The following is a 14,806-nucleotide window of genomic DNA, read 5'->3' on the forward strand; positions in this document are numbered from 1 at the left end:
GTCAACCTTCGCAGCCGCGACGCACTTCCGCGACGTCAACGCCTGGTGACCCTCACCGTCCGGATGCGGGTGGTCTTGTTGCCGACCTTGTCGGTGATGACCAGCGTGACCCGGAAGCTGCCGGCCCTGGCGTAGGTATGCCTGACCTGCCGGCCCGAAGCGTGGGAGCCGTCTCCGAACCTCCACTCGTAGGACCGGATCCGTGACCAGGTGTCCTTCGCCGTCACTGAGAACGTGGTGCGTGCGCCGCGCTTGGTGGTCCGAGGCACCTTCAGCACGGAGATCGCCGGTCCCGCTCGGTCGAAGGCCGCGCTACGCGCTTGGAGCGAGACGTCTCCGGCGTCGACCCAGAACGCGACCGCGTCTCCGGCGGCGTCGACGGCGACGAAGGGCGGGTAGGCGTTGCGGTCGGCCGCCGACAGGTTGACAGCCGGCTTGAACGCGCCGCCCGCGGGCTGCACCGCGCCCTGCGCCACGTCGACCGAGCCGTTGAACCGTTTCCACACAGCGGTGGCGTTGCCGTTGGGGTCCGTCACGACGCTGGGGTTCAGGGCGTTTTGGACCGGGTTGGAGATCGGCACTGCCGTCGACCAGGTGCCGTTGGGGGCCCGGGTGGCCGACTGCACCACGTGGGGACTCCCATCGGGTGTGCCTGCCCAGACGGCAACGGTGCGGCCGTGGCCGCCCGCCACGTCGGTCGAGTCGACGTCGACCGCCGTGGAGAGGTTCTTCGGGATGGTCCACTCGCCGCCGGGACCGTTGCGGGTCGAGGCCTGGGCGACGTAGTGGGTGCCGTCGAAGCGCGCCCAGACCGCGGTCGTGGTGCCGCCGGGGAGTGAGGCGACCGAGGCGGCGTAGGCATCCTGGCCCAGCACCGAGAGCGTGTCGAGCGAGCTCCAGACCCCTGCCGTTGACCGGGTCCTGCTCTCGATCACGTTGTAGGGACCGATGTCGCGCGACCACACCGCGGTGACGTTGCCGTGGGAGTCCACGGCCAGGTCGACGAAGCCCGGCGCCGACTCCGAGCCGTCGGACAGGTTGGTCGCCGGGCCGAACGTGCCGCCAGGAGGACGGACGGCAGTGGTGGTGTGCCAGGCGCCCGAGTCGAACCGGGTCCACGCGGCCACCACGGTGCCGCCGGGTGCGAGCACGAGGTTGGGCTCCGCCATCAGGGGACTGCCGGACGAGAGCGGCACCGGAGTGGTCCAGTCGCCCGAGCGGGTCTTCGTCGCGACCTCGACGTCCTGCTGGATCCCGCCGTTGGGCCGCATCCAGATAGCCGTCACCCGGCCCTTGTCGTCCATCACCACGTGTGGTGCGTTGGCGCCCTCGAGCGAGATCGGTGACGGGGTGCTCCAGTGACCACCCGCACGGCGGAAGCTTGCCTGCATGCGCTGCGCGGTCTCTCCCGCCGGGAACAGCGCCACGGCGTTGCCCGAGCTGTCGACGTCGACGGTGCCGACGTAGGCGCTCGCGTAGGCAGGACCCACGCCGAGCGCGGGCCGCCATACGGGCTTGGCGAAGCCCGGTGCTGGGGCGAGCATCGCCAGCAGCAGCAGGAGTGCGGTGAGCAGGGTCGTACGACGCAGCGTGCGGTTCATCGGACCACCTTCAGGGTGACGCGCTTGGGTGCGCTGGTGCCGGTGTTGTCGTTGGCGGTGGCGCTGATCACGTACGTGTCGGGCTTGAGCTTCTTGCCGCCCACGAAGGTGGTGATGGTCAGCGTCGAGGTGCCCCGCGGCAGCTTCTTCGTCCGGACCGCCGTGACACCGCGGGTCTTCCCCTTGAACACCAGCTTCAAGGTGGCCGCGCAATTGAGCTTGACCGTCAGCGTCGTCCGTCCGCCCACGTGGATGGTGCCCTTGGCCAGCCGCAGCACCTTGATGACGGGCCGGGCCGCAACCTTGAGGATCACCCGGCGGGTGGTGGTGTTGCCCAGCGTGTCGGTGACGATGAGCGTGGGGTGGTAGATGCCGGACTTGGCGTACTTGTGGGTCACGCTGGGTCCGGTCGCGATCTCGCCGTCGCCGAACGTCCAGTCGTAGGACGCGACCGACGACCACGTGTCGATCGCGGATGCCGAGAACGAGGTCGTCCTGAGGGCGGTGCCGGTCGTGGGTGCGAGGAACGCCTGCAGTGCCGGACCCGCCACGTCGAGCGCGCGAGCCCGCACGCGCACCGGACCGCCGCCGGGCTCCGCCCAGGTCACCAGGGCATCGCCTTGGGCGGTGACCCCGATCCCCGGCACGTGGAACGGGTCGACGTCGCCGCCCAGCAGCTGGGCGCTGCCCCACGAGCCCCCGCTGCGGCGAGACGCCCTGGTCTCCCAGCTCGCTGTCGGCTGGCTGTACCAGCTGGCCACGGCGCCCTCGCCCGAGCCGGCGGCGACGTTGGGGTACATCGCGGTGTGAGCAGGGTCGGACAGCGGCGACACCGCGCTCCACGGGCCTTCGAGGAGGTGCGAGGAGGCCTGCACGATGTAGACCGAGCCGTTGTAGCGCCGCCACACGACGGTGGCCTCGCCGAGGCCGTCGACGGCGACCCGCACGTCGAAGGCGTCCTGGTCCGCGCCCGACAGAGTCGTCGCGCCTCCCCAGATGCCGTCGGAGAAGTTCCACATGGCCTGGACGCGACTCTTGGCCCCGTCGAAACGGGTCCAGGCGATCGTGGTCTGGCCGACGTCGGCGATGGCGACGTGGGCGTCGGTCGCGCTCTGCTGGTCGTTGGACATGTCGAGTGGGTCGCTCCAACTGGCGTTGCCCGGACCTCGGAAGCTCATCTGGATCACCGTGTGGGTGCCGTCGGAGCGGTCCCAGACCACGGTTGCCTGACCGCTCGCACGGTGGACGTCGACATCGGGGTGCAGTGCGTCGCGGCCCGACTCCGACAGGCTCTGGGCAGCGCCCCAGACACCAGCCGACGTGCGCTGGGCGGCCCGGATCTCGTCGTAGGTCCCGGTGTCGCGGCTCCACACCGCAGTGGCGTGGCCCGCGTCCGAGACCGCCACCTTGGGCTCGCTTCCCGAGGTTGCGGCGCCGAGCGGGATAGGCGAGCTCCAGGTGCCGTTGGTGGAGCGGGTGGCCGAGGCGATCGAGTAGATGGCGCTCTCGTTGACCAGCCAGACCGCGGTCACCACGCCAGCGGCGTCGACGTCCACCGATGGCGCGGACGAGTCGGTGTCCAGGCTCGAGATCGTGACGGGGTCGCTCCAGGCGCCCCCGGCCGCGTGCGTTGCGGCGCGGATCCTGAGGATGCCGCCGAGCTCGGTCTCCCAGACGGCCGTGGTGTTTCCGGCACCGTCGGTCGCGACCACCGCGGGCTTGGCGGCCGCCGCGTCGTCACCGGAGATCGTCGTGGCCGCCACCCACGTCGGCGCCGCGGCGACCGGCGCCGTCGTGACGGTCGCCAGCGCGGCGACCAGCGCGACGGGCAGGGCCAGGACCCACCTGCGTCGCTTCATCGGACCAGATACCCAGGCAGCGAGCTAGTGCCGGACAATGACGACCACCTTCTTGCGGGCTCTGGTGTTGCCGACGCTATCGGTGGTGATCAGCTTGACCGTGTATCGGCCGGGCGCCCTGAAGGTGTGGCGTACCTTCCGCCCCTGGGCCGTACCTCCGTCGCCGAAGGACCACACCACGGAGACGACCTTCGACCAGGTGTCGACGATCGTGGCCGAGAACCTCAGTCGCGTGCCGACCGTTCCTCTCGCCGGCACCGAGAACTGCGAGATGGACGGCGGCGCTGCGTCCAGCGGCGATGCGTGGATGACGTAGTGGCTTGCGTCCCATCGTCTGCTCACCACGACGGCGTCCCCGTCGCCGTCTACGGCAACGCGCGGCTGGGTGGCGTTCTCCTCGGCCAGGGGCGCGATCCGGGTAGCTGCCTTGAAGGTGTGCGCACCCTTGCTCGTCGTGGCCCACACCGTGTCTCGCGTCTCGGTAGGGGAGACGAGGGACCAGGTGATGACCGTGCGGCCAGCCGGCCCAGCTGCGACGGCAGGGTTCCATGCGTCCTGCTCCGGGTCGGACAGTGCCTTGGGCTCGCTCCAGGACTCCCCGAGTCGGCGCACCGAGGCCATCACGATGTTGGTGGGGTCTGCCTGTTCCACCCATACGGCGGTCAGCGTCCCGGCAGTGTCGACCGCAACGTCGGGAAGTGCTCGCTGCCCATTCGTGGCCGACACGTCCTTCACCGGACCCCAGGTGCCGGCGACGTTGCGGGTGCGCGTCTGGATGACGGCGTTGGACACGCCGTCGAACAGCCGCCAGATCGCGGTGACCCTGCCCTGACGATCGATCACCACGGAGGCGTCCTGAGCGTCCCCCGCTCCCGACAGCGGCGCAGGATCACTCCACGCTCCGGTCTTCGAGCGTACCGATGCGGTGAGCACGCTGTCGCCGCTGGTGCGGTCGCGCCACACGACGGCGACCAGCCCGGCACCCATCGCGACCTCGGGATCGAACTGCTCGGCGGCGGGCGCGATCGTCTTGGTGTTCCACTGCCTGCCCGGCCTGCGATAGGCGACTCGGATCAGGTAGTCCGAGGTCGCCGGCACTGACTCGTACCAGGTCACGGCCGTGTTGCCGGCCTCCTCGGCGATCCGGGCGTGGAAGGCGCTCTCGTCAGACAGTGGGGTCGCGGTGTCCCAGGTACCTGCCGCCGACCGGGTCCTGGCCGTGATCACGCCCGAGAACGACTCGGTGTCGCGCCAGATCATCGTCGACCTGCCCTTGTCGTCGACCGCGACGTAGGCCTCCTGCGTGAAGTGCCTGGGATCGCTGACGGTCACGGCTTCGCCCCATGGCCGGCCAGCCGGCCGCCAGACGGCCTGGGCGTAGCCGTCGGTGTTGGTGCTCCAGACCGCCATGGTGTCGCCGCGCGCGTTCATGTCGACCTGTTGCCAGGTGCTGTCGAGGGCGGGATCGGAGACAGGCGTCGGCGGCTTGATCCACGTGGGAGCTGCTTGGGCGGGCACCGCGAGAAGACCAGCACCCAGGAGGGCGACGACGAGCAGCGACGTACGGCGGGTCCCGGGGGTCATCGGCCAACCCTCACGATCTTCGAACGCGTCGTGACGTTGCCGACCGCGTCCCTGATCGTCAGCTTCACGCGATAGGTGCCGGGCCTTGCGTAGGCGTGGCTCGTCGTCCGCCCCTTCGCCTTGGTGCCGTCGCCGAACCTCCACTGGTACGACGCGATCTTCGACCAGGTGTCCTTCGCCTTGACCGAGAACCGGGCCGAGGACCTGGGCAGAGCCGAGCCCGGCACCGTCAGGCTCGAGACCACTGGGCCTGCGCGGTCGAGGGCGCGAACCCTCACGCGCCGCGCCTGGGTGGAGGTCTCCTCGTACGCGACGACCGCGTTGCCGCCCGCGTCGACGCCGATCGAGTGCACCGGATCGAGCGAGGGCAGGCTGTCCGAGCCCAGGTCCTTCGTGCTGGACCACGCCCCGCCCGCCGTCCGCCGCACGATCTGGAGCGTGTAGGTCGGCACCAGGTGCCACATGACGTATGTCGAGCCGTCGGGTGCTACGCCGGTCGCGATGCTGGCGGCGTTGTAGGCCTCATCGGACAACGACACCGCAGCGGACCAGCCGCCCTGCGAGCGGACTGACGCGCGCACCACGAAGAACCCGCCGCGGTACTCGGTCCAGGCCGCGACGGTCTGGCCCTTCGCCGTGGTGGTGACCACCTGGACGGTCACGAAGTTGGCCGGGTCGGACAGGGGTTCGGGTGTGCTCCACGCGCCGGTGGGTGTCGAGCTCGACACATACGTGTCGTGGGACCCCGAGTCGTATCGGCCGAAGACAATGGTCGCGTTGCCCAGGTTGTCGACGGTGACCTGCGGGTTGTTGTTGGCGTCTTGGCCCGACTCCGAGACCTGCTGCGGCGTCGACCAGGTGCCTCCGGACGGACGCCGGCTGGCCCAGATGACGGAGTGGACGCCGTCGTTGCTCATCCACGTCGCGACGGTCATTCCCGACTTCCTGTCGGCGGCGACCGCAGGCGACACGCTTCCGTAGGCGAGGTTCGACAGTGTCTTGGCCAGGGACCAGTAGCCACCCGGTGCCAGGGTGCTGGTGCTGACGGCGTACTTGCCCGAACGCAGCTGAAGCCAGACCGCGGTCACCTGCCCACTGTGGTCGACCGCGACGCGTGGAGCCCCGAGGTCGGACAGCCCGACGAGGGTGGGGCTGCTCCAGCTGCCGCCGAGCTTGCGTCGCGCCGACTCGATCTGGTCGTGTTCGCCCGGCGCGCTGGCCCACCAGACCGCCGTCACCGTGCCCTTGTCGTCGACCACGACATCGGCGCCCTGGGCGTAGTGGTCGAGGTCGGAGACGGTCTGAGGCTCGCTCCAGGTGCCGCCGGCCGGACGGTGGGCCGCTTCCAGCAGCCCGACACCGCTCGCGGAGCGCAGCCAGACGGCCGTGGCGTTGCCGAAGCGGTCGACAACCACCTTGGCCCCGAGTGTCGCCATGAAGTCGGGGCCAGACACGGTCTTGGCAGCAAGCCAGGTCGGCGAAGCCTGTGCCGGAGCCGAGGCCATCGAGCAGCTGATCGCAGCCGTCGCGACAACCAAGCCGAGCAGGGACTGGAACCGCGAACGTCTGGCCATCGGGACCCCCTCATGGGTGCCACGAACGGCTGGTCGGCACCCGGGGTCAGCAAACCCCGGCTTCCGGGCCGCCGCCACAACCCCGGGCGGCGGTCTAGTCGGGTCAGCGGAAGTCGATGAGCAGCATGTCGGTGTCGGTGCCGTCGGAGGGTCCGGACCCGTTGGCCTCCTGATCGGAGACATCGGAGTCACCCGTGGGCTCGTCCCGGGGGGCGACAGGGACGCGGAAGCAGCGGGTGACATAGGGCAGCTGCATGCCGTCCATGCCGCGCCCGAAGTCGTCGTAGAACGCAAGTACCTCGGCGAGCTTGGCGGCGCGCCCCTCCTCGTCGAGGACAGCCACGTTGGAGCGTGACAAGACGAGGTCCTGGATGCTCTTGCGATCGATCTGCTGCCAGTGGCTGAAGGTGGCCTGATCGACATCCCCGAACAGCGCGCTGTCGGCCAGCACGGCGGCCGGCTCGTCGAGCTGCTCCTGGGTACCGATGATCCGGCCGAGGCGCCGCACCCACGGGATCGACTCGTCGCGCGTGTTCCACACCAGGGCCAGATGACCGCCGGGCTTCAGCACGCGCGCGATCTCGGGAAGTGCGCGGTCGAGGTCGAACCAGTGGAAGGCCTGTGCCGCCACCACGACGTCGTAGGCCTGCGCTCCCACGGGCAGGTCCTCGGCAGACGCGACGATCGTCCGGACCTCCGGCAGGTTGCGGGTCAGCCGCTCCAACATCGTCTGGTCGGGGTCGGTGGCCAGGACGTCGTGGCCGAGCTCGGCCAGCAGTGCGGTGAGCTTGCCGGTGCCGGCACCGAGCTCGAGTACGGTCGCTGCCTGCTGCCCGACCAGCCACTCGACGGCCTCACGCGGGTACGTCGGGCGGGCCCGGTCGTAGGCATCGACCACGCCTCCGAAGGAGTGCGCCCAATCCGGCTGCTCCCCGGTACCCACCTCGGGACTCACCTCGTGACTCACCTCGTGACTCATCAGGGGCGACCTTACCGGCGGGCGCCCGGAGAACCGGGTCCTGAGGCACACGACCCAACAGGGAGACTGTGCGCGTGACGGATCCGCTGGCGCCGCTGATGCGGCTCGAGGGCGTGCCATCGGCGTTCACGGCTGCGCGCGACGGGATCGACGCGCTGCTGCGCGACCGGGGACTTCGGCGTACCTCCTCGGAGCAGACCGCCGAGTCGCTGCTGGTGGGTGCCCATGCCTCCGCGGTGCTGGAGGGGTCGACGTCGTCCCTGGACGACGTACGCATCGGTGCCGGTGACGAGGTCGCGGCCGACGCCGTGCGGGTGTCGGTGCACCTGCTCTCGTTGGTGCCCACGCTGCGTACGTCGCCCCTGCAGGCGCTGGCCCGGTTGCACGCCCTCGCGTCGGGGTCCGAGGACTCCGGGCGGCCACGCGATGCGGACTCGCTCGGGCGTGTGCAAGCCCTCGGGCGCCTGCTGTCCGGCGAGACCTCAGCTCCGGCTCTCCTCGTGGCCGCCGTCGTGCACGCGGACCTCGCCACCGTCGCGCCCTTCCCCTCCCACAACGGGATCGTGGCCCGGGCTGCCGAGCGCCTGGTCTGGGTCTCTCGCGGTGTCGACGAGCGTTCGGTGCTGGTGCCAGAGGCTGGGCACCTCGCACTTCGGGCGGCGTACGAGTCGAACCTGCGGGCCTACCGCGACGGGGGCCCCGCCGGCGTACACGCCTGGCTGAGGTACGCAGCCGAGGCCGCGGTCAAGGGCGCCGAGGCGAGCCCCTTGGTCGCGCGGTAGGCGCTGGCGCGCGTCCCTGCTCCTGCGCGACGAACGGAGCGAGCTCTGCGAGCGCAGTGAGGAGGAAGGAGCAGGGTCATAGCGCACCAGCAGGCGAGCTCCGCTCGCCCATCAGAAATGCAGCGGCACTCGTCCTCATCGAAGGCGAATGCCGCTGCTGACACGCGAAACCGATGGCTACCAGGCGTGCAACACCTCAACTGCTGCCTCGGGAGGATCCCGGTGGCTCGCGCCCTGTAGGAAGGGTAGTTCGCCGCGTGGGTACCCGGTTCGCGTGCGGGTCTATGGAGTTGGTGACTCCGTTCTACGCCGGTCCCACAGGGGCTTCAAGCCTTGACTTTCCCGGTGTTTGGTGGGGCACGGGGAACCCGCAGGTCACACGCTCGTCGGGCGGGGCAAGTCCGGGTCAGGCAGTGAGACGACGCCGCCGGAGGCTGGACCACAGCACCCAGCCCATGGCGCCGACACTTCCCAGGGCGAGCGCTGCCAGAGCCGAGCGCGCCGGTGGCAGACGGCTGCGGAGGGCTACCGGGCGGGTGAACACGAGGATCGGCCAGCCGCGGTCGGCAGCGATGCGGCGCAGCTCCTTGTCGGGGTTGACCGCATGCGGGTGGCCAACGGCCTCCAGCATCGGCACATCGGTGACCGAGTCGCTGTAGGCGAAGCTGCGCTCGAGGTCGTAGCCGCGCTCGTCGGCAAGGGCGCGGATCGCGCGGGCCTTCTCCTCGGCGTAGGCGTAGTACTCGATGGTTCCGGTGTACTTCCCGTCGACGATCTCGAGCTGGGTCGCGATGACGTCGTCGGCGCCGAGCATGGCCCCGATCGGGCCGACGACCTCCGCGCCGCTGGCCGAGACCACGATCACGTCGCGACCCAGCGCACGGTGCTCCTCCATCAGGGACACGGCCTCGTCGTACACGATCGGGTCGACGATGTGGTGCAGGGTCTCCGCCACGATCTCGCGGACGTTGGCCACGTCCCACCCGGCCACGAGCTGCGACATGAACTGACGCATCTTCTCCATCTGGTCGTGGTCGGCACCGCCGACGAGATAGACGAACTGCGAGTACGCCGATCGCAGCATCGCGCGCCGGGAGATGAGTCCCCCCGCTTGGAACGGCTTGCTGAACGCGTGCGAGCTCGACCTGGCGATGATGGTCTTGTCGAGGTCGAAGAAGGCTGCGGTAGGGCGGCCTCCTCCTCGCTCGGGCATGCCGTCATGGTAGGTCGCCGCCATCCTCGCCCCGGGGACCTCGGGGGCCCGCTTGTCGTCCACAGCTTCCATCCGGGACTGCGCTGTCCACAGCTGCGAGGTCGCGCGGGTGAACGGCCCCGTATCGCGCGGAAGTCTTCTGGTCATGGATGCCCCGCTCTTCGTGACCGACGACCCGACCCTGCTCGACGAGCTCCAGCGGCTGGCGGCCGCTGCGGGAGTGACGCCGGCCCTGGCGCGCGATGAGGCGTCGGCGCTCAGCGCCTGGGGGCTGGCCCCGCTCGTCTTCGTCGGCACCGACCTGGCCAAGCCCCTGAGCCGGGTCCGGCCACCTCGGCGCGGGGGTGTCCACGTCGTGGGCTGCGGGGGCGTGCCCGGCGACGTCTTCCGCACGGCGCTCGCCATCGGCGCCGAGAACGTCGCCGAGCTCCCGCAGTCCTCCGGCTGGGTGGCCGAGCTGATGGCCGACGTCAGCGACGGCGCGCCGCAGGGTTCGGTGACGGTCGGCGTGATCGGGGGTTCGGGCGGGTCAGGCGCCTCGACGTTCGCCGCGGCGCTGGGTCAGATGGCCGCCCGCTCGGGCAGTGCTGTCGTGATCGACGCCGACCCGCTCGGACCGGGGGCCGACCGGGTGCTGGGGCTCGATGACCACGAGGGCATCCGCTGGGACGCGCTGTGCCAGACAACGGGGCGGTTCAGCGGCCGGTCCCTGCGTGAAGCGCTGCCGAGTCGCGACGGACTCGGGGTCCTGACCTGGGTGCCGGGACCCCAAGGCACCCTCCAAGCCTTCGCCGTGCGCAACGCGGTCGCGGCGGCCCAGCGCGGCCACGACACCGTGGTGATCGACCTCCCGCGAACCGTCGACGCCGTGGTGGAGGAGCTGGTCGCGCGCTGCGACCGCGTGTTCGTGCTGACGGTGCCCACCGTGGCCGGCCTCGCTTCGGCCGCCCGGCTGTGCGCGCGCTTCCGCGACCCACGGCCCTTGCGGCTGGTGCTGCGGGGCGACGACGTCGACGCGCATGCGGTCACTCGGCTGACGGGCATCCCCGTGGCGGCGCGGATGCCCGACCAGCGTGGACTGGGGGAGGTGCTCGACCTCGGTCTGGGTCCCGTCCGTTCGGCTCGGGGACCGTTGGGGCGCACGGCTCTCGGGTTGCTGGCCGGGCTGGCGCCGGTCCGCCGGGCGGCATGAGCGAGCTCGGCGACGATGAGTCCGGCCTGGCCACCGCGGTCGCCGAAGTACGCGACCGACTGGCCGACCATCCCGGCGAGCTATCGGCACACCGGGTCGCCGAGGCGCTGCGCGCCTCCGGCCGACCCATCGGCGGCGAGATGGTGCTGGCTGTCCACGAGGAGCTGCGCCGCGATGTCCTCGGTGCCGGACCGCTCGAGCCGCTGCTCCGCCTGCCTGGTGTCACCGACGTCGTGGTCAACGGCGCCGACGGAGTCTTCGTCGACACCGGTGAGGGGCTCCGCCCAGCAGGTGTGGGTTTCCCCGACGAAGCCTCCGTACGCCGTCTCGCGCAGCGCCTGGCAGCCGTGGGTGGCAGGCGACTCGACGACGCCAGCCCGTTCGTCGATGTCCGCCTGGCAGACGGCACGCGTTGTCACGCGCTGCTGGCTCCGATCGCGCGCCCCGGGACCTTGATCTCGCTCCGGGTGCCGCGCGCGCGTGGCTTCTCGGTGTCCGAGCTCGTCCGAGCCGGGATGCTCACCCCTGCGGCCGAGCGTCTGGTGCGCGCACTCGTCGCACGACGTGCGGCGTTCGTGGTGAGCGGTGGCACCGGCTCTGGCAAGACCACTCTGCTGGGGGCGCTGCTGTCCCTGGCAGACCCCGCTGAGCGCATCGTGCTCGTCGAGGACTCCCACGAGCTGCGGCCCGACCACGCGCACTGTGTCTGGCTGGAGGCACGTCCGCCCAACCTCGAGGGTGCCGGCGAGATCACCGTTCGCACACTGGTACGGCAAGCGTTGCGGATGCGGCCCGACCGCCTGGTGGTCGGCGAGGTCCGCGGCGCCGAGGTCGTCGATCTGCTCGCCGCCCTCAACACCGGACACGAGGGCGGCTGCGGCACGATCCACGCCAACTCCGCGCTCGACGTCCCGGCTCGCATCGAGGCCCTGGCCCTGGCAGCGGGACTGGGCCGGGAGGCCGCACACAGCCAGTTCGCGGCGGCCGTCGACGTGGTGGTGCATCTCGGCATCGACCGCGGTGGTCGACGCCGCCTGCGCGAGGTCGCAGTCCCGGTCCGCGGCGGCGATGGTCTGGTGGCCATGTCACCCGCGGTGAGCTTCGACGAGGCCGGGGCCACCCGACAGGGTCCGGGCGCGGAGCGCCTCGCGCAGCTGCTGGACGACGGATGATCGCTCCCGTTCTCGCGGCCGCTGCTATGTGGGCAGCGATGCGGCCTCGCCCCGGGCCCCGGGCAGCCCCTCGAGGTCGGCGTTTCGCCGGGCTTGGCGCCTTGGCCGCATTGGTGGTGACGGTCGTCGTCCTCGCCGCGGGCGCACCGGTCCCGTCCGCCCTCGCTGTGGTGCTGGCCGCCACCTCGTGGGCCGGTCACCGGCTCTGGCAGATGCGGGCCCGCGCCCGGGAGGCGGCCCGATCGCGCGGCCGCGTGCTCGAGTGCTGTGAGCTGCTCGCCTCCGAGCTGGCAGCCGGCCAACCGCCGGTGTCGGCACTGGCAGCGGCAGCCGCCGACTGGACCGCTCTGGCTCCGGTAGCGCAGGTGGCCGCCTACGGAGGCGACGTACCCGCTGCCTTTCAGCGAGCCGCCGCCATGCCGGGCGCCTCGGACCTGCGGCTGGTGGCTGCCGCATGGCGGGTCTCGCACCGCACCGGGCTCGGTCTGGCCGATGCACTCGCGCGAGTGGCGGCCACCCTTCGTGACACTCTCGCCACCGAGCGGGTGGTGCGCGGCGAGCTGGCGTCGGCCCGCGCCACGGCACGGCTGGTCGCCGGCCTTCCGGTGGCGGCCTGGATGATCGGCTCGGGGTCGGGCGGCGACCCCGTCGGCTTCCTTCTGACCACCCTGCCCGGCGTCGCGTGCCTGGCTGCCGGGCTCGGCCTGGTCGTGGTGGGGCTGGCTTGGATCGAGCGGATCGCCGCTGGAGTGCACCAGTGACGTCCCTCGTCATCGCTGTAGCTGCGGGCATGGCGGCTTGGCTGGTGCTGCCCGTCGGGCCACGCCCCCTCCGGACCTCGCCCGCGTCTGCGCCCGCCGCCCGTACTCACGCTGGACGGCTCCATTGGCTCTGGGCGGCAATGGCAGGTGTCGGGGGCTGGGCATTCGTCGGCGGATGGGCTGGCCCACTGGCCGGCCTCGTCGCCGCCGGCGCGGTCTGGACGATCCTGCGCCGGGCCGAGCCGCCCGCGATGCGGCGGCGCAGGCTCCGGGTGCGCGCAGAGCTGCCACACCTGGTCGGGCTGCTCGCCTCCGCCGTACGCGGAGGGCTGCCACCTGCCACCGCTCTCCACCTGGTGTGCGTCGCGCTGCCCGGTCCGGCAGCCGATGCACTGGGCTCGCTCCCTGCCCGCATCGCCATCGGCGTCGACCCCGTGGAGGTCTGGCGAACCCTCGAGGCCGATCCCGCTCTTGCCCCCTTGGGCCGCACGCTTGCGCGTTCGGTCCGCACCGGCGAGCCGGTGGCCGAGGCCCTCGAGCGCCTGGGCCTCGAGCTGGCAGCACTTGCGCGGGCCGAGGTCGAGGACGCGGCGCGGCGAGTCGGTGTCCAGGCCGCGGTACCGCTGGGAGTGTGCCTGCTCCCGGCCTTCCTGCTGCTGGGCATCGTTCCTGTGGTCGCCGGCCTGGTGGGAGATCTCGTCCGGTGACCGGCTCGCGCCAGGTGACCGGGTGGGTTCGCGAGCCCGCTCGGCGTCCACATTCATCCGTCCCGACGCCTGCGTCCACAGCGCCGAACCATCTGCGTCGAGTCGTCCTCGGGCCGACCCATCCTTGACGGAGTCGAGGCGCATCGGGCGTCTCGAAGAGAGGAGTCATCCGCATGACGTTCAGCCGACGTGAGGTTCGCGGTGCCGCCCGCATCATCGGATCTGCCGACGAGCGCGGCATCACCACCGCCGAATACGCCGTGGGCACCGCGGCCGGCGCAGGCCTCGCCGGTGTGCTCTACAAGTTGCTGACGAGCGGCTTCGGCGAGAAGCTGCTCAAGATGTTCTTCGAGTTCGTCCTGTCGCTGCTGGGCATCGGATGACCGACTCCCTTCGGCGGCAGCGCGGGGCAGTGACTGCCGAGCTGGCGATGGCCCTGCCGTTGTTGCTCGTCATCACTCTCGGCCTGGTCTGGCTCCTGAGCCTGGGAGCCGCTCAGGTGCGCATGGTCGATGCCACCCGCGAGGTGGCCCGAGCCGTGGCGCGAGGTGACGATGCGGCTGCTGCAACGGCCCGCGGACAACAGATCGCGCCCCACGGGGCCGAGCTCGAGCTGACCACCGAAGGGCGGCACATCACCGTGGTGGGCACGGTTGAGGTTGATGGCGTGGGCGGTGTGTTGGAGGTGCTGCCGTCGGTTCGTCTGACTGCCTCGGCCGTGGCGGCCCAGGAGGACCCACCGTGAGCCGGAGAACAAGCGAGGAGCGCGGCGCTGCCGCGCTCCTCGCCCTGGTCATGACGGGCGTCTTGATGCTGGTGACCGGTGCCCTCGCGGTGATGGCAGGCATGTTCGTGGCCCACCGGCAGGCCCAGGCGGCGGCCGACCTCGCGGCTCTCGCCGGAGCCGCCGCCAGCGAGCGGGGCGAGGACGCCTGCCACCGGGCCGGGGCGGTGGCCGCGGCCAACGGCGCCACGCTGGACGAGTGCGCCGTCGAGGAGGCCACGGTGACGGTCACCGCCTCGGTCGAGGGGCCGTCGTGGCTAGGTCAGCGCGGCCGTCTCGTCGGCACTGCCCGTGCGGGTCCGGTCAGATCCGGTCGTCGTCGACCTCGCGCCGCTTGTCCTCGTCGACCTTGTCGAGCTTCTCCGAGAGCTCCTGCAGCTGCTTGCTCTCGCGACGGTGCTGGATCCCGCGCCGCACCCCGAACTTGGCGATGGAGTAGCCCCAGAGGATCGCCACGCCGCTGGCCAGGCCGACGATGAAGATCCAGAAGGCACTGAGGTCCATGCCGAGGAGCTCCGCGCTCCCGTCGCTGCCGAAGAGCGCGCCCAAGATGCCGAGAGCGCCCAAGAGAACCAGGAGGAGACCGGCGACGAACATG

14 protein-coding genes and 1 pseudogene are annotated in these 14,806 nt (G+C 71.2%); 8 read left to right on the forward strand and 7 right to left on the reverse strand.

Going from position 1 to position 14,806, the window contains the following annotated elements; translation table 11 throughout:
• Positions 1–35: 35 nt before the first annotated feature.
• From ISU10_RS08690 to ISU10_RS08710, 5 genes are all read right to left on the reverse strand, one after another.
• Positions 36–1,601: a PKD domain-containing protein gene (locus ISU10_RS08690; RefSeq protein WP_194695985.1), complete on the reverse strand. Its 1,566-nt coding sequence runs from the start codon at positions 1,599–1,601 to the stop codon at positions 36–38.
• A complete protein-coding gene (locus ISU10_RS08695) occupies positions 1,598–3,460 on the reverse strand; it encodes a PKD domain-containing protein (protein WP_194695986.1) in 1,863 nt (620 codons plus the stop codon). The genes ISU10_RS08690 and ISU10_RS08695 overlap by 4 nt, the downstream gene beginning before the upstream one ends.
• Before the next feature lie 24 nt (positions 3,461–3,484).
• Positions 3,485–5,044 (reverse strand): PKD domain-containing protein, encoded by a 1,560-nt coding sequence (locus ISU10_RS08700; RefSeq protein ID WP_194695987.1) that lies wholly within the window; start codon positions 5,042–5,044, stop codon positions 3,485–3,487.
• Positions 5,041–6,618: a PKD domain-containing protein gene (locus tag ISU10_RS08705; RefSeq protein ID WP_194695988.1), complete on the reverse strand. Its 1,578-nt coding sequence runs from the start codon at positions 6,616–6,618 to the stop codon at positions 5,041–5,043. The genes ISU10_RS08700 and ISU10_RS08705 overlap by 4 nt, the downstream gene beginning before the upstream one ends.
• Before the next feature lie 103 nt (positions 6,619–6,721).
• A complete protein-coding gene (locus ISU10_RS08710) occupies positions 6,722–7,597 on the reverse strand; it encodes a class I SAM-dependent methyltransferase (RefSeq protein WP_194695989.1) in 876 nt (291 codons plus the stop codon).
• Between the two features lie 74 nt (positions 7,598–7,671).
• Here ISU10_RS08710 and ISU10_RS08715 point away from each other — a divergent pair, with 74 nt between their 5' ends.
• Positions 7,672–8,379, forward strand: coding sequence for a Fic family protein (locus ISU10_RS08715; protein WP_194695990.1), 708 nt, complete (start codon positions 7,672–7,674; stop codon positions 8,377–8,379).
• A 406-nt stretch (positions 8,380–8,785) separates the two neighbouring features.
• On the opposite strand, the gene ISU10_RS08720 is transcribed toward ISU10_RS08715, so the two are convergent.
• Positions 8,786–9,592, reverse strand: a complete 807-nt coding sequence (locus ISU10_RS08720) for an HAD family hydrolase (RefSeq protein WP_194695991.1) — start codon at positions 9,590–9,592, stop codon at positions 8,786–8,788.
• Positions 9,593–9,737: 145 nt separating this feature from the next.
• On the opposite strand from ISU10_RS08720, the gene ssd reads away from it, so the two are divergent.
• From ssd to ISU10_RS22990, 7 genes and pseudogenes are all read left to right on the forward strand, one after another.
• Positions 9,738–10,784 carry a septum site-determining protein Ssd gene (gene ssd, locus ISU10_RS08725; protein WP_194695992.1) on the forward strand — a complete coding sequence of 349 codons (1,047 nt, stop codon included), beginning with the start codon at positions 9,738–9,740 and terminating at the stop codon, positions 10,782–10,784.
• On the forward strand, positions 10,781–11,956 hold the full coding sequence (locus tag ISU10_RS08730; protein ID WP_194695993.1) for a TadA family conjugal transfer-associated ATPase: 1,176 nt from the start codon (positions 10,781–10,783) through the stop codon (positions 11,954–11,956). Before ssd ends, ISU10_RS08730 begins: the two co-directional genes overlap by 4 nt.
• A gap of 101 nt (positions 11,957–12,057) precedes the next feature.
• Positions 12,058–12,717, forward strand: a complete 660-nt coding sequence (locus ISU10_RS08735; protein ID WP_194695994.1) for a type II secretion system F family protein — start codon at positions 12,058–12,060, stop codon at positions 12,715–12,717.
• Between the two features lie 140 nt (positions 12,718–12,857).
• Positions 12,858–13,424: a type II secretion system F family protein gene (locus tag ISU10_RS08740; protein WP_228500183.1), complete on the forward strand. Its 567-nt coding sequence runs from the start codon at positions 12,858–12,860 to the stop codon at positions 13,422–13,424.
• A 173-nt stretch (positions 13,425–13,597) separates the two neighbouring features.
• A complete protein-coding gene (locus ISU10_RS08745) occupies positions 13,598–13,807 on the forward strand; it encodes a DUF4244 domain-containing protein (protein ID WP_194695995.1) in 210 nt (69 codons plus the stop codon).
• Positions 13,804–14,169 carry a TadE family protein gene (locus ISU10_RS08750; RefSeq protein WP_194695996.1) on the forward strand — a complete coding sequence of 122 codons (366 nt, stop codon included), beginning with the start codon at positions 13,804–13,806 and terminating at the stop codon, positions 14,167–14,169. The genes ISU10_RS08745 and ISU10_RS08750 overlap by 4 nt, the downstream gene beginning before the upstream one ends.
• A pseudogene (locus ISU10_RS22990) lies at positions 14,166–14,498 on the forward strand (Rv3654c family TadE-like protein); the annotation flags it as partial. The gene ISU10_RS08750 and the pseudogene ISU10_RS22990, both read left to right, overlap by 4 nt.
• 13 nt (positions 14,499–14,511) lie before the next feature.
• Here ISU10_RS22990 and ISU10_RS22995 read toward each other — a convergent pair.
• Entirely contained in the window at positions 14,512–14,805 is a 294-nt protein-coding gene (locus ISU10_RS22995; protein WP_228500277.1) for a hypothetical protein, read from the reverse strand.
• Between the last annotated feature and the right edge of the window lies 1 nt (position 14,806).

Source organism: Nocardioides agariphilus (assembly GCF_015352445.1).
In the GTDB taxonomy this organism is placed as follows: Bacteria; Actinomycetota; Actinomycetes; order Propionibacteriales; family Nocardioidaceae; genus Nocardioides; species Nocardioides agariphilus.

What these genes read in the sequence shown, in the direction of transcription:
- ISU10_RS08690 (WP_194695985.1), bottom strand. Translation starts at nt 1,601, where the DNA reads ATGAACCGCACGCTGCGTCGTACGACCCTGCTCACCGCACTCCTGCTG.
- ISU10_RS08695 (WP_194695986.1), bottom strand. Translation starts at nt 3,460, where the DNA reads ATGAAGCGACGCAGGTGGGTCCTGGCCCTGCCCGTCGCGCTGGTCGCC.
- ISU10_RS08700 (WP_194695987.1), bottom strand. Translation starts at nt 5,044, where the DNA reads ATGACCCCCGGGACCCGCCGTACGTCGCTGCTCGTCGTCGCCCTCCTG.
- ISU10_RS08705 (WP_194695988.1), bottom strand. Translation starts at nt 6,618, where the DNA reads ATGGCCAGACGTTCGCGGTTCCAGTCCCTGCTCGGCTTGGTTGTCGCG.
- ISU10_RS08710 (WP_194695989.1), bottom strand. Translation starts at nt 7,597, where the DNA reads ATGAGTCACGAGGTGAGTCACGAGGTGAGTCCCGAGGTGGGTACCGGG.
- ISU10_RS08720 (WP_194695991.1), bottom strand. Translation starts at nt 9,592, where the DNA reads ATGCCCGAGCGAGGAGGAGGCCGCCCTACCGCAGCCTTCTTCGACCTC.
- ssd (WP_194695992.1), top strand. Translation starts at nt 9,738, where the DNA reads ATGGATGCCCCGCTCTTCGTGACCGACGACCCGACCCTGCTCGACGAG.
- ISU10_RS08730 (WP_194695993.1), top strand. Translation starts at nt 10,781, where the DNA reads ATGAGCGAGCTCGGCGACGATGAGTCCGGCCTGGCCACCGCGGTCGCC.
- ISU10_RS08740 (WP_228500183.1), top strand. Translation starts at nt 12,858, where the DNA reads ATGGCAGGTGTCGGGGGCTGGGCATTCGTCGGCGGATGGGCTGGCCCA.
- ISU10_RS08745 (WP_194695995.1), top strand. Translation starts at nt 13,598, where the DNA reads ATGACGTTCAGCCGACGTGAGGTTCGCGGTGCCGCCCGCATCATCGGA.
- ISU10_RS08750 (WP_194695996.1), top strand. Translation starts at nt 13,804, where the DNA reads ATGACCGACTCCCTTCGGCGGCAGCGCGGGGCAGTGACTGCCGAGCTG.
- ISU10_RS22995 (WP_228500277.1), bottom strand. Translation starts at nt 14,805, where the DNA reads ATGTTCGTCGCCGGTCTCCTCCTGGTTCTCTTGGGCGCTCTCGGCATC.